The following is a 12,220-nucleotide window of genomic DNA, read 5'->3' as shown; positions in this document are numbered from 1 at the left end:
AAAATCCTGAATCAGCCTTCAGGATTCTTCGGCGAGGAACAGCTCAAGAAGAGAGTTTAAGAACAGCTTGCCGTGCTCGGTGATCTGCCAGTATTCCTCGCTCTCGGTGAGATACCCCTGCGCCAGCGCCTCGTCGATCTGCGGGCGAATCACCGATTCCGGCAGCCCGGTGTAACGCGCAAATTCCGCGCGCGGCGCGGCTTCAAGCAGACGGAAGCGGTTCATAAAGAACTCAAACGGCTTATCCGCCGCCTCGACGTCGTGCTGACGCTCCAGGTAGCGGCCTTCCATGTATCCGCGCGGGTGGCGGGTTTTGGCGGTGCGCAGAATGCGCCCGTCCGGGAAGGTCACCTTGCCGTGCGCGCCGCAGCCAATTCCCAGATAGTCGCCAAAGCGCCAGTAGTTCAGGTTGTGCTGGCACTGATAGCCCGGCTTCGCATATGCGGACGTTTCATACTGCTGATAGCCCGCAGCGGTTAGAAGCCTGTGTCCCTGCTCGAAGATATCCCACAGCGCGTCGTCGTCCGGCAGCACCGGCGGGCGGGAACCGAACAGCGTGTTTGGCTCGATGGTGAGCTGATACCACGACAGGTGCGGCGGGTTCAGTTCGATCGCCTGGCGCAGGTCGTCCAGCGCCTCTTCCAGCGACTGATCAGGCAGGCCGTGCATCAAATCCAGGTTAAAGCTGCGAAGGCCCAGCCCGCTCGCCAGGTTGGCCGCGCGCTTTGCCTCTTCCGGGCCGTGAATGCGCCCCAGACGTTTCAGCTTCGGCTCGCTAAAGCTCTGCACGCCGATGGAGATGCGGTTCACGCCCGCGCGCTGATAGTCGACAAAACGGTCGGCCTCAACGGTGCCGGGGTTGGCTTCCATGGTAATTTCAGCATCTGCCGCCAGGTTCAGGCGCGTACGCACGCCGTCCAGCAGCGTCTGCATTGCCGGGCCGGACAGCAGGCTCGGCGTACCGCCACCAATGAAAATGGTCTTAACTTCACGTCCCTGTGCGTAAGCGACATCGGCGTCCAGGTCGGCCAGCAGATGCGCAACGTAGTCATCGTGCGGCACTTCGCCCTTCAGCGCGTGCGAGTTGAAATCGCAGTACGGGCATTTCTGCACGCACCACGGGATGTGAATATACAGACTCAGAGGCGGCAAATTAGCCATTACGCAGTGCTTCCAGTAACAGTTTCAGCGCGCGTCCACGGTGGGAAATCGCGCTTTTCTCTTCGCGGGTCAGTTCCGCAGCGGTTTTGCCCTCGGTCGGGACAAAGAAAATCGGGTCGTAGCCAAAGCCGCCGTTGCCAGCCGCTTCACGGGTAATCACGCCCGGCCAGCTGCCGTGGCAGACAATCGGCGTCGGGTCTTCCGCGTGGCGCATATAGACCAGCACGCAGTGGAACTGCGCGGTGCGCTGTTCGTCCGGTACGTCTTTCAGGGCGACAAGCAGCTTTTCCAGATTCTGCTGGTCGGTGGCGTCCACGCCGGAATAGCGCGCAGAGTAAATCCCCGGCGCACCGCCGAGAAAATCCACGGCCAGGCCGGAGTCGTCGGCAATCGCGGGCAGGCCGGTAATTTGCGCGGCGTGACGTGCTTTCAGGATCGCGTTTTCGATAAACGTCAGCCCCGTCTCTTCGGCGGACTCCACGCCAAGAGCGGTCTGGGCGACCACGTCCAGCCCAAAATCATTTAATAGCGAGGCCAGCTCGCGCACTTTACCGGCGTTGCCGGTCGCGAGAACAACTTTCTGCATGGTTTAGTCCTGTTCTTTCAGAGCCGCGACTTCCGTCGGGATAGATTGCGGATTAAGGATTTTTACCTGTTTATGTCGCCCAAGTTCACCTTTTTCAATGATGACCTGGCTTTTGGCGACGCGAAACTGTTTTGCCAGATATTTGGTCAGATGCGCGTTCGCCTGGCCGTCAACCGGTGGGGCGGTGATGGCGACCTTTAACTCGTCGCCATGCAGCCCGACAATACCGTCACGGCTGGCTTTCGGCTGAATATACAGCCGCAAAACCAGCCCGTCAGCGCAGGTGCTTACGGCACTCATAGCGCCATCCACAGCCCCGGCAGCAGCATATCGCCCGTGGACTGTAACAGCTCAGCGATCCCCATATTAACCACGTAAAGCAGCAGAACCAGGATCATCGGCGAGAAATCAATACCGCCCATCGAAGGCAGCAGGCTGCGAATCGGGCGCAGCAGCGGTTCGGTCAGTTGGATCAGCGCATACTCCACCGGGCTACGCCCCTGGCTCACCCAGCTCATGATGGCCATGACCAGCAGCACCCAGAAAATCAGCAGGCCGATGGTTTTGATTAAAATCAGGACCGCAGCAATCCAGATAATCGGCTGGAAGGTGATGACCATAAACAGCACGATCGCTTTGATAACGCTCAGAATAAACGCCACCAGCAGAGACGAACTGTCGATGGGACCCATCGCCGGGATAATGCGGCGCAGCGGTCCGACAACAGGTTGCGTGATTTTCACGACAAACTGCGAGAACGGATTGTAAAAATCACAGCGGGCCCACTGCATCCAGACGCGCAGCAAAAGCGCCATCGTATACAGCTCAAGCACTGTTGAGAGCAGGAAAGTCAACGTCTTCATGGCGTTCCTCAGGTTTCCTTATTATTTTGAGTAGTCGCGCGCACCGAAAATTGCCGTGCCGATGCGCACCATAGTGCTGCCTGCCGCGATGGCGGCTTCCATATCATCCGACATGCCCAGTGAAAGCGTGTCTACCGTGTTATAGCGCGCTTTAAGCGCCTCAAATGCTACAGCCATTTGCTGTGCCACGGCAAACTGCCTTTCATAACTTGACTCAGGCGCAGGAATTGCCATCAGCCCGCGCAGGGTTAAGCGCGGCAGTTCGGCCACCTCGGCGGCCAGCGCGCCCAGCTCGCTCAGCGCAATGCCGGACTTGCTGTTTTCGTCGCTGATGTTGACCTGAATAAGCACGTTGAGTGCCGGCATTTCTACCGGACGCTGGTCATTCAGACGGGTAGCAATACGCAGGCGGTCGATGGTGTGGCACCAGTCGAAGTGCTCTGCCACCAGACGGCTTTTGTTCGACTGCAGGGGGCCAATAAAGTGCCACTGCAGATCCGTCTTCCCCTGTTCCTGGAAGTAGCGAATTTTATCCACGCCTTCCTGCACGTAGTTTTCACCAAACGCCCGCTGGCCTGCATCAATAGCTTCTGCGATGGCGCTCGCAGGCTTGGTTTTGCTGACTGCAAGCAGCGTAATTTCTTCTGAAGCACGGCCGCAACGCGCTGCGGCGGCTGAGATTTTGTCCCGGACCTGTGCCAGGTTATGCGCAATGTCGTTCATTTTCCGAGGAGTAGTCTATGGATGTGGAAGAAATTGTGGCCCTTAGTGTAAAGCATAACGTCTCCGATCTACACCTGTGCAGTGATTCGCCACCGCGCTGGCGCAGATTAGGCCGGCTTGAACCCGCTCCCTTTCAGCCTCCCGACGTTGGGGCGTTATTAAAAGCGTGGCTTAACGATGAGCAGCAGGGAACATGGTGGGCAAAGGGCCAGGTGGATTTTGCCGCGACGGTAACGGGAGGCCAGCGCCTGCGCGGCAGTGCCTTTAAGCAGATGAGAGGTGTTTCTGTGACGCTGCGGCTGTTGCCGCGTAGCTGCCCGCAGCTCGCTTCGCTGGGCGCGCCGCGGGTAATCCCGGAACTGTTATCCAATGACGCCGGGCTGATTCTGGTCACGGGGGCGACCGGCAGCGGCAAATCCACTACGCTGGCGGCGATGGTCGATTTTCTAAACCACCATGCTGACGGCCATATCCTCACGCTTGAAGATCCGGTGGAGTTTATCTACCAGAGCGAACGTTGCCTGATCCAGCAGCGGGAGATAGGCCAGCACAGCCCGTCATTTGCTGAAGCGCTGCGCAGCGCCTTACGCCAGGATCCGGACGTTATTCTGCTGGGGGAGCTGCGCGACAGCGAAACGATCCGCCTGGCGCTGACGGCGGCGGAAACCGGACATCTGGTGCTGGCGACGCTGCATACGCGCGGGGCATCGCAGGCGATTGAACGGCTGGTCGATACGTTCCCGGCGCAGGAGAAAGATCCGGTGCGTAGCCAGCTGGCCGGCAGCCTGCGGGCGGTGCTGGCGCAGAGGCTGCTTCCCGATCTGCAGGGCGGGCGCGTCGCGTTGTATGAACTGCTGGTGAACACAGCGGCGGCGGCGAATCTGATTCGTGAAGGGAAAACGTGGCAACTGCCCGGCATCATTCAAACCGGTCAGCAGGCAGGAATGCAGAACTTTGACCAGAGCCTGGCGGAGAGACGGGCGCAGGGGCGGCTGTAGGCCCCTGTGGTTAAAAGCCCTGTTCGAAATAGCTTTCGAGGATAATCACGGCAGAAGCGGAGTCCACGCTGCCTTTGTTGAGCGCCCGGAAGCCGCCGTGCTCAAACAGGCCCGCACGCGCTTCGACGGTGCTGAGACGCTCGTCGTGAAGCTTCACGGAGACGCCAAAGCGGCCATGGATTTTATTGGCGAACTTACGCGCCCGGGCGGTAAGCGGCTGTTCTGTGCCGTCCATGTTCAGCGGGAGCCCAACAATCACGTCATCCGGCTGCCACTCTTTGAGCAGACGTTCGATAAGATTCCAGTCTGGCGTGCCGTCATTAGCCTTCAGGGCCGTGAGTGGACGCGCGGTACCGGTGATGCGCTGACCCACGGCGACGCCAATGCTTTTGGTACCAAAATCGAAGGCCAGAAGCGTTCCGCTCATCAGGCGTGCCCCGCTACGCCAGGCATGGTCAGGATATCAATGCCAATCAGCTTCGCCGCGTCACGCCAGCGATCGGCGATAGGGGTTTTAAACAGGATATTCATGTCCGCAGGCGCCGTAAGCCATGCGTTATCGAGGATCTCTTGCTCAAGCTGGCCTTTCTCCCACGACGAATAGCCCAGCGCCACCAGCACTTCAGAAGGCTGCTCTGCGGTGCCCAGCGTTTCGAGCACGTCACGCGATGTCGTGATAACGGTGTTGTCGGAGATGCGAATGCTGGAAGAGAATACCGGCGGCGTATGCAGGATAAAGCCGCGATCTTCTGCAAGAGGTCCACCCAGCATCACCGGTTTATCAAGCCGGATTTCCGGCAGTCGCGCTTCAGCCGGTATTTTCAGCTTGTCCAGAATTCCTTCAACCTGAAGATTTTCCAGTGGTTTATTGATGATAATACCCATCGCGCCGTCTTCATTGTATTCACAAATATAAACCACGGCACGGCGAAAAATCGGGTCCTGGAGAGCAGGCATGGCAATAAGAAAGTGATGCTGTAAATTCATTGTCAGAGGTACTGTTTCCTGGTTTAAAAAGCGACAGCGCCCAGTATGGGGACAAACACAGGCGCTGTCACTAATAGTATTGTTAGGTTATTTCTGTAAACGTTTTTCGATAGCGTCCATCAGCATTCCGGTGATCGAAATCGGGAATTCCGCTTCGATTTCACGAATGCAGGTCGGGCTGGTGACGTTCACTTCGGTCAGACGATCGCCGATGATATCCAGGCCAACGAAGATCAGGCCTTTGGCTTTCAGCGTCGGGCCAACGCGGCGGGCAATTTCCCAGTCGCTTTCGGTCAGCGGGCGCGGCTCACCGCGGCCACCGGCTGCCAGGTTCCCACGAGTTTCGCCACCCTGCGGGATACGCGCCAGGCAGTAAGGAACCGGTTCGCCATCTACCACCAGAACGCGTTTATCGCCGTCTTTGATCGCCGGAATATAGTTTTGCGCCATGCAGTAGCGCGTACCCAGTTCGGTCAGCGTTTCGGCAATCACGCCAATGTTCGGGTCGCCTTCTTTCACGCGGAAAATCGACGCGCCGCCCATGCCGTCCAGCGGCTTCATGATGATATCGCCGTGCTTCTGCCAGAATTCTTTCAACTGGGCTTTGCTGCGGGTCACCAGGGTTTCCGGCGTCAGGTCAGAGAACCAGGCGGTGTAGAGCTTCTCGTTGCAGTCGCGCAGGCTCTGCGGCTTGTTGACGATCAGCGTGCCTTTCTCTTCTGCACGCTCAAGGATGTAGGTGCTGTAGATGTATTCGGTGTCGAACGGCGGATCTTTACGCATCAGGATGACGTTGAGATCGGCCAGGGCAATATCCTGCTCGGTGCCGAACTCGTACCATTTGTCGTAGTTCTGCTCGACGTTAACGATGCGGGCGCGCGCGCGGGCTTCACCGTTGATCAGGTAAAGATCGTTCATCTCCATATAGTGAAGTTCATAGCCGCGACGCTGCGCTTCCAGCAGCATGGCGAAGCTGGAATCTTTCTTGATGTTAATGTTTGCGATGGGGTCCATCACGATGCCGAGCTTGATCATGTTCTTCTCCGTTAATGCTTCAACCCAGATCGCCAAACCGTACCTGTAGCGCGGTAATGGCCGTGAGTGCCGTTGTCTCAGTGCGCAGAACGCGAGGTCCCAACAGAATATCAGTAAACTGGTAACGTGCCGTCATCGCAATTTCGTCCGCCGACAGGCCGCCTTCGGGGCCAATCAGCAGGCGTACGCGCTCAACGGGCAGAGGCAGCGTATTGATGCTGGCGCTGGCGCGCGGATGAAGATTGAGCTTCAGCCCGCTCTCCTCTTCTGCACACCAGTCCTCCAGATCCATCGCCGGGCGGATCTCCGGAATACGGTTGCGGCCACTCTGTTCGCAAGCCGCAATGGCAATTTTCTGCCACTGCTGGATCTTTTTGTTCAGACGTTCCGCATCCAGTTTAACGCCACAGCGTTCAGAAAAAAGTGGCGTAATGAGGCTTACACCCAGTTCAATGGATTTCTGAATGGTGAACTCCATTTTCTCGCCGCGCGACATCACCTGGCCCAGATGGATGTGCAGCGGTGATTCCCGGTCATCCACTTCGCCACGCAGGACGTTAACGTGTACGCTTTTTTTATCAGACCGCGTGATTTCCGCGTCGAAAACCTGGTTCGAGCCGTCGAACAGCTGTATTGCCTGACCTGCGCCCATGCGCAGCACGCGGCCAACGTGGTTGGCGGCGTCATCAGACAGGGCGATTTCGCGGCCTGCGGTAATCAGTTCAGGATGGTAAATGCGGGGAATGCGCATAGTCAGAAATTCCATGTGTCATGCGATATAAGCGAATTGCCGTAGTGTAGGTTAGCTCTTTTGCGCCTGGCAAGCCCGCTGGACGTAAGGGTTGTGATTCCCCTGGACTCTGGCGATACGTTCGTCGCGCTGGCATTCCCACTCCGTCACCGGATACTGCTTGTCCCAGGCGTTGAACAGCTGCGTCTGCTGGCGGGAGAGGTTGAGGTCGTAACGGTCACGCATATAGAAGTAGGTGCGGGCGATACTGCCGCGCGCGCGGGCAGGGGGCTCGGCGACTTTCTCTTTAAAATCAACCTTCATACCGCACTGGCCGTACTGGCCTTCACCACCGTTCCACTGGCTGTACATGAAATTACCTCGGTCGCCGTTCACTTCACCGACGGCAGGCTGCAGGTTATGCATATCGCTTTCCATCTGGCGATAAACCGGATCTTTGGCGCAGTTTTTACGTCCGCCATCCTGCCAGCACTGGCGCTGGTGGCCAAACTGCCAGGCCGGAACGACATGTTCCCATTCAATGCGGCTGGCGCGGTTTTCGTTTTTACGCACCTTATAGCCGCAGGACTCAAGGTCAACGACCCCTTTTTTACCCTGCCAGTTAATTTTACAGCCGCAGTAGAAATCGCCCGGCACATCGGCGTTTACCTTTACGCCTGCTGCCTTAGCCTGGGAAAAACTGTTGATACCGTCGGCCAGAGCATGGCCTGAGAGCGCCGTCGTCAGAAAGGCGACCGCGAGAGAAAAATTACGGGACATCTTACACTCCGTGTCAAAACGAGCCCGCAACGTAACGAATGTTGTTCCCGTATGCAATCAGTCAGATCAGGAAAGTTCCTGAAAGTTCAGATGATTATTCCGCAACCAGCGGCTCGCCGCATTTGACGCAGCGGTAGGTCGCCTCGCCGCGCACCACGCGATTATGGCGGCGGACGGTAAGCTGGTGCTGCTGACACTGGCAGCGGTAGGGGAAGGTATTGCGGCGCAACGATTCCAGCTCGAACTGATGGGTACGGCGTGCCGGAACGCCGAGCACCGCTTCCATCATCCACTTCCACTCCTTGCCGTGGGGCGCGACGCGTCCGAAGTGTTTCCACACCAGCAGATGCGCCAGCTCGTGCGGTACCACTTCCTCGATAAACGCCTGCTGGTTTTCCATCATCAGCACCGGGTTAAGGCGGATCTCATAGGGCTCGAGCCAGGCAGTACCCGCTGCGGTTCCGCGCTGCTGATATACGATCTTAGGTTCAGGGTAATTACGGCCGAGCTTCAGGTTCGCCTGGGCGAGTTTTTCCCGCAGGCTGCGCATAACGGCTTGCTGAACGGCAATGGGGAGACGGGGTGCTTTCATAGGGGCAGAGCATAAAGCGCGAAGCGGGGAGGCGCAAGAGGCGCCTCCCGCATGAGGATCAGTCGTGGGCGCCGATTTCGCGCAGCGGACGACCTTTCATCAGGTTACGTTCAATATGTTCCAGAGAAACGTGTTTGGTTTCTGGAACCAGCCAGATAGTCAGCACAATAAAGAAGATGTTCAGACCAGCGTAGACCCAGAAGGTGTTCGCGTTGCCCAGGGTATTGAGCATGGTCAGGAACGTTGCGCCGACGATCATGTTGGCAATCCAGTTGGTTGCGGTAGAGCAGGTGATACCAAAATCACGCCCTTTCAGCGGCTGGATCTCAGAGCACAGCACCCAAATCAGCGGGCCGGCGCTCATCGCAAACCCGACGATAAACATCAGCAGCATGCCGACCGCAAAGTACTGGGCGGTTGGTGAGTGAATGCCCACATGCATCATGGTACCGAGGACACCCATACCGGCCGCCATCACCAGGAAGCCCAGCGTCAGAGTTGGCTTACGTCCCCAGCGGTCCACCAGACCGATGGCGATAAAGGTCGCCAGCACGTTGGTCAGACCCACGATGACGGTCCCCCACATCTGCTCGGTGGTGTTGGTATAGCCCGCCAGCTCAAAGATTTTTGGCGCGTAATACATGATGACGTTCATCCCGGTGAACTGCTGCATGACCTGAAGCAGCACGCCGAGGAACACCGCGCGGCGGAAGTTGCTGTTCTCTTTAAACAGCGCCCAGCCGGACTGTTTGACCTTCAGGCTTTCGCGGATCTCTTCCAGCTCGTTTTTCGCTTCGGCGCTGGTGTCGCGCAGGCGCATCAGTACGCGTTCGGCATCGTGGAATCGACGTTTGGCGGCGAACCAGCGCGGGCTGTCCGGCAGGAAGAAGACGCCAATCAGCAGCAGAATGGCCGGGATGATGATCACGCCGAGCATCCAGCGCCATGCGCCGCTGTAGCTAAACGCGGTGTCGGAAAGGTACGCGCCCAAAATACCGATGGTGATCATGAGCTGGTACATCGAAATCATACTGCCGCGGATTTTCTCCGGCGCGATTTCAGACAGGTAAAGCGGGGCGGTATAGGACGCCACGCCCACGGCCAGGCCGAGCAGCACGCGGGAAACCAGCAGAACCTCAACGTTAGGCGCAGCGGCAGAGAAGAGTGAACCGGCAACGAACAGGATCGCGCCGATCATCAGGCTCTTTTTACGCCCGAGCTTGAAGGAGAGCCAGCCGCTGCCGACGGCACCCACTGCAGCGCCAAACATCATGGAGCTGACCACCCACTCCTGGGTGTGAGCGCTGATCTGGAACTCGTCAGTGATGAAAGGTAATGCACCGGCAATCACGCCGATATCCAGGCCAAAAAGTAATCCTGCCAGGGCGGCGAGGAAACAGACGAAGAATGTCATCGCCTTGTTGGACGTACGCCCCTGTTTTTTATTGTCAGGCATTATGCCCTCCAGTTGGGTTATCAGTTTTATTGATGTAAAGGGTAGGTGAGTGACCCGTAAAAATATGTGAGATTAATCACATAGGTGTAATCGGTTACACTAGCGTGCAACCGTAAAAATAATTAAAGCTTTGAAAATATAGAGGTAAACGAGGTGATATGCATCGCGAAAGAACACATTTCAGACTTAACTGAAAGGCGATGTAACAGCAGAAGAAAGGCGATCATGCAAAGAGAATATTCTGAAAGCGAGGCGCATCCGGTGCGGTGTAATCGGTACCATATGTGCACCTTTGCGGCGCCACCTACAAAAAAAGGCCAGCCCGAAGGCTGGCCTTTTATCACGCAGATGTCAGTCGATTACTTCAGACCGGCAGCTTCACGCAGCAGGGCGGCTTTGTCGGTTTTTTCCCATGGGAAATGTTCACGACCAAAGTGACCGTATGCCGCGGTTTCTTTGTAGATTGGGTGCAGCAGATCCAGCATCTGAATCAGGCCGTATGGACGCAGGTCGAAGAACTCGCGCACCAGCAGCGTCAGCTGTTCTGAAGGCACTTTCTCGGTACCGAAGGTTTCAACCATGATGGAGGTTGGCTCAGCTACGCCGATCGCGTAGGAAACCTGGATCTCACAGCGGTCAGCCAGGCCGGCTGCAACAATGTTTTTCGCCACATAACGTGCCGCGTACGCCGCAGAACGGTCAACTTTAGACGGATCTTTACCAGAGAACGCACCGCCACCGTGACGCGCCATGCCGCCGTAGGTATCAACGATGATTTTACGACCGGTCAGACCGCAGTCACCCATTGGGCCGCCGATAACGAAGCGTCCGGTTGGGTTGATGAAGAATTTGGTCGCAGAGCTCAGCCATTCGGTCGGCAGAACCGGCTTGATGATCTCTTCCATCACTGCTTCCTGCAGGGATTTCTGATCGATATCTTCGGAGTGCTGGGTAGACAGAACCACCGCGTCAATACCGACGATTTTGCCATCGTCATACTGGAAGGTGACCTGGCTTTTCGCATCCGGGCGCAGCCACGGCAGGGTGCCGTTTTTACGCACTTCAGCCTGACGCTGCACCAGACGGTGTGCGTAGGTGACCGGTGCTGGCATCAGCACGTCGGTTTCGTTGGTTGCATAGCCAAACATCAGGCCCTGGTCGCCCGCGCCCTGTTCCAGCGGATCGGCACGGTCAACGCCCTGGTTGATGTCTGGAGACTGTTTGCCAATCGCGCTCAGAACCGCGCAGGAGTTGGCATCAAAGCCCATATCAGAATGCACATAGCCGATCTCACGCACCGTGTTACGGGTGATCTCTTCGATATCAACCCATGCGCTGGTGGTGATCTCACCGCCAACCAGAACCATGCCGGTTTTGACATAGGTTTCGCACGCTACGCGCGCTTTAGGATCCTGCGCCAGGATCGCATCCAGCACCGCATCGGAGATTTGGTCAGCAATTTTATCAGGATGTCCTTCTGATACGGACTCGGACGTAAACAGGTGTTTTGCCATGTTTTATTTCACCTAAGAGGAATTTGGTTAGCTCAAGCTGCTGTGCGGAATAGCCAAAGGAGATAATTCTACCAAGGCCTGCAGGTTTTTGACACTGGCAGTATGAGTGTTAATCAGTATAGATGGATTAACATCTGGACGGCTATTTTAGGTCACTTCTTCGCCCGATTTCCAGTTTTTTTTGACTAACCTCTCACTCAGTTGAAATTGCTGCTGGCAATAATTCCTGACGGCCCCGGCAACACGCACATTTATCTTTTGCTTTTTACCCCTGTTCTCGGTATAAAACGCGGCGCGCGGCTCATATAAAATAAGCGCTCGATGAACTCATCGTGTCGCCACTTCCAGCCGGGTTAAGCAGTGAACTTTTAGCTTTGGCTTGTGGTCCGTTTCAACAGAGGCGGCCGTGGAGGTGATACGAGATAATGAACCATCGTTTTCCGCACATTCAGCGCAGCCGTTCTGGCGCGTATTTGATTCCCGCAACCCGCATTTCTAGTCTGCAAACCTGCCGATGTTATACCCATCTCGGCGCTTCTCAGGATTCCAGGGCCGGTCACGCTTTGTGAAAACTGAACAAGGGCGCTCTTGTTAATACAAGAGTTTTCTCGTGGTTTCGCCGAACCTTGTCATACAGAGTTCGGATACGTGTTTTACAATGATATGAATAAGAAACCGGTCGCACGGTCTGGTTTTCAGCATACTCTGCTGGGAAACGGAGCCGTTTATGGGTTGTTATCGCCGTATAACGCTGCGATAGTAGTCAACTGTTTTACACTTATTACAAAGAGTTGA

15 protein-coding genes are annotated in these 12,220 nt (G+C 56.5%); 2 read left to right on the top strand and 13 right to left on the bottom strand.

Annotated elements, in window-relative coordinates; translation table 11 throughout:
- Positions 1-18: 18 nt before the first annotated feature.
- From hemW to LBF07_RS07460, 5 genes are read right to left on the bottom strand one after another with little or no spacing between them, the layout of a single operon-like run.
- Complete coding sequence (gene hemW / locus LBF07_RS07480; RefSeq protein WP_094935390.1) at positions 19-1,161, bottom strand: radical SAM family heme chaperone HemW; 1,143 nt, start codon at positions 1,159-1,161, stop codon at positions 19-21.
- Positions 1,154-1,747 (bottom strand): XTP/dITP diphosphatase, encoded by a 594-nt coding sequence (locus LBF07_RS07475; RefSeq protein WP_033146609.1) that lies wholly within the window; start codon positions 1,745-1,747, stop codon positions 1,154-1,156. Before LBF07_RS07475 ends, hemW begins: the two co-directional genes overlap by 8 nt.
- 3 nt (positions 1,748-1,750) lie before the next feature.
- Positions 1,751-2,047 carry a DUF167 family protein YggU gene (yggU, locus tag LBF07_RS07470; protein WP_023309131.1) on the bottom strand — a complete coding sequence of 99 codons (297 nt, stop codon included), beginning with the start codon at positions 2,045-2,047 and terminating at the stop codon, positions 1,751-1,753.
- On the bottom strand, positions 2,044-2,610 hold the full coding sequence (locus LBF07_RS07465) for a YggT family protein (RefSeq protein ID WP_087823219.1): 567 nt from the start codon (positions 2,608-2,610) through the stop codon (positions 2,044-2,046). Before LBF07_RS07465 ends, yggU begins: the two co-directional genes overlap by 4 nt.
- Positions 2,611-2,631: 21 nt before the next feature.
- Positions 2,632-3,333, bottom strand: coding sequence for a YggS family pyridoxal phosphate-dependent enzyme (locus tag LBF07_RS07460; RefSeq protein WP_094935389.1), 702 nt, complete (start codon positions 3,331-3,333; stop codon positions 2,632-2,634).
- A 17-nt stretch (positions 3,334-3,350) separates the two neighbouring features.
- Between LBF07_RS07460 and LBF07_RS07455 the strand changes: the two genes are divergently transcribed.
- Complete coding sequence (locus tag LBF07_RS07455) at positions 3,351-4,331, top strand: type IV pilus twitching motility protein PilT (protein WP_094935388.1); 981 nt, start codon at positions 3,351-3,353, stop codon at positions 4,329-4,331.
- A gap of 10 nt (positions 4,332-4,341) precedes the next feature.
- Here LBF07_RS07455 and ruvX read toward each other — a convergent pair whose 3' ends face one another.
- From ruvX to metK, 8 genes are all read right to left on the bottom strand, one after another.
- Positions 4,342-4,758: a Holliday junction resolvase RuvX gene (ruvX, locus tag LBF07_RS07450; RefSeq protein ID WP_021242076.1), complete on the bottom strand. Its 417-nt coding sequence runs from the start codon at positions 4,756-4,758 to the stop codon at positions 4,342-4,344.
- On the bottom strand, positions 4,758-5,318 hold the full coding sequence (locus LBF07_RS07445) for a YqgE/AlgH family protein (RefSeq protein WP_008499752.1): 561 nt from the start codon (positions 5,316-5,318) through the stop codon (positions 4,758-4,760). Before LBF07_RS07445 ends, ruvX begins: the two co-directional genes overlap by 1 nt.
- A gap of 87 nt (positions 5,319-5,405) precedes the next feature.
- Positions 5,406-6,353, bottom strand: coding sequence for a glutathione synthase (gene gshB / locus LBF07_RS07440; RefSeq protein ID WP_094935387.1), 948 nt, complete (start codon positions 6,351-6,353; stop codon positions 5,406-5,408).
- 19 nt (positions 6,354-6,372) lie between these two features.
- Positions 6,373-7,104, bottom strand: coding sequence for a 16S rRNA (uracil(1498)-N(3))-methyltransferase (gene rsmE, locus LBF07_RS07435; protein WP_023309126.1), 732 nt, complete (start codon positions 7,102-7,104; stop codon positions 6,373-6,375).
- 51 nt (positions 7,105-7,155) lie between these two features.
- Complete coding sequence (gene endA / locus LBF07_RS07430; RefSeq protein ID WP_023333343.1) at positions 7,156-7,863, bottom strand: deoxyribonuclease I; 708 nt, start codon at positions 7,861-7,863, stop codon at positions 7,156-7,158.
- A 94-nt stretch (positions 7,864-7,957) separates the two neighbouring features.
- The gene (locus LBF07_RS07425; RefSeq protein ID WP_094935386.1) at positions 7,958-8,455 is read right to left on the bottom strand and encodes a SprT family zinc-dependent metalloprotease; all 498 of its coding nucleotides are present in this window, start codon (positions 8,453-8,455) and stop codon (positions 7,958-7,960) included.
- Between the two features lie 58 nt (positions 8,456-8,513).
- On the bottom strand, positions 8,514-9,911 hold the full coding sequence (galP, locus tag LBF07_RS07420) for a galactose/proton symporter (protein ID WP_023309123.1): 1,398 nt from the start codon (positions 9,909-9,911) through the stop codon (positions 8,514-8,516).
- 359 nt (positions 9,912-10,270) lie between these two features.
- Positions 10,271-11,425 (bottom strand): methionine adenosyltransferase, encoded by a 1,155-nt coding sequence (metK, locus tag LBF07_RS07415; RefSeq protein WP_010435443.1) that lies wholly within the window; start codon positions 11,423-11,425, stop codon positions 10,271-10,273.
- Positions 11,426-12,088: 663 nt separating this feature from the next.
- On the opposite strand from metK, the gene yqgB reads away from it, so the two are divergent.
- Positions 12,089-12,220 (top strand): acid stress response protein YqgB, encoded by a 132-nt coding sequence (gene yqgB, locus LBF07_RS24705; RefSeq protein WP_127341063.1) that lies wholly within the window; start codon positions 12,089-12,091, stop codon positions 12,218-12,220.

This window comes from Enterobacter cloacae complex sp. ECL352 (assembly GCF_020149545.1).
GTDB lineage: Bacteria > Pseudomonadota > Gammaproteobacteria > Enterobacterales > Enterobacteriaceae > Enterobacter > Enterobacter asburiae_B.
The sequence above is the reverse complement of the archived record's forward strand: the minus strand, read 5'-3'. Positions and strand labels throughout refer to the sequence as shown.

Excerpts from the sequence above, each read along its gene's own strand:
- hemW (WP_094935390.1), bottom strand. The coding sequence starts at position 1,161 with ATGGCTAATTTGCCGCCTCTGAGTCTGTATATTCACATCCCGTGGTGC.
- LBF07_RS07475 (WP_033146609.1), bottom strand. The coding sequence starts at position 1,747 with ATGCAGAAAGTTGTTCTCGCGACCGGCAACGCCGGTAAAGTGCGCGAG.
- yggU (WP_023309131.1), bottom strand. The coding sequence starts at position 2,047 with ATGAGTGCCGTAAGCACCTGCGCTGACGGGCTGGTTTTGCGGCTGTAT.
- LBF07_RS07465 (WP_087823219.1), bottom strand. The coding sequence starts at position 2,610 with ATGAAGACGTTGACTTTCCTGCTCTCAACAGTGCTTGAGCTGTATACG.
- LBF07_RS07460 (WP_094935389.1), bottom strand. The coding sequence starts at position 3,333 with ATGAACGACATTGCGCATAACCTGGCACAGGTCCGGGACAAAATCTCA.
- LBF07_RS07455 (WP_094935388.1), top strand. The coding sequence starts at position 3,351 with ATGGATGTGGAAGAAATTGTGGCCCTTAGTGTAAAGCATAACGTCTCC.
- ruvX (WP_021242076.1), bottom strand. The coding sequence starts at position 4,758 with ATGAGCGGAACGCTTCTGGCCTTCGATTTTGGTACCAAAAGCATTGGC.
- LBF07_RS07445 (WP_008499752.1), bottom strand. The coding sequence starts at position 5,318 with ATGAATTTACAGCATCACTTTCTTATTGCCATGCCTGCTCTCCAGGAC.
- gshB (WP_094935387.1), bottom strand. The coding sequence starts at position 6,353 with ATGATCAAGCTCGGCATCGTGATGGACCCCATCGCAAACATTAACATC.
- rsmE (WP_023309126.1), bottom strand. The coding sequence starts at position 7,104 with ATGCGCATTCCCCGCATTTACCATCCTGAACTGATTACCGCAGGCCGC.
- endA (WP_023333343.1), bottom strand. The coding sequence starts at position 7,863 with ATGTCCCGTAATTTTTCTCTCGCGGTCGCCTTTCTGACGACGGCGCTC.
- LBF07_RS07425 (WP_094935386.1), bottom strand. The coding sequence starts at position 8,455 with ATGAAAGCACCCCGTCTCCCCATTGCCGTTCAGCAAGCCGTTATGCGC.
- galP (WP_023309123.1), bottom strand. The coding sequence starts at position 9,911 with ATGCCTGACAATAAAAAACAGGGGCGTACGTCCAACAAGGCGATGACA.
- metK (WP_010435443.1), bottom strand. The coding sequence starts at position 11,425 with ATGGCAAAACACCTGTTTACGTCCGAGTCCGTATCAGAAGGACATCCT.
- yqgB (WP_127341063.1), top strand. The coding sequence starts at position 12,089 with ATGAATAAGAAACCGGTCGCACGGTCTGGTTTTCAGCATACTCTGCTG.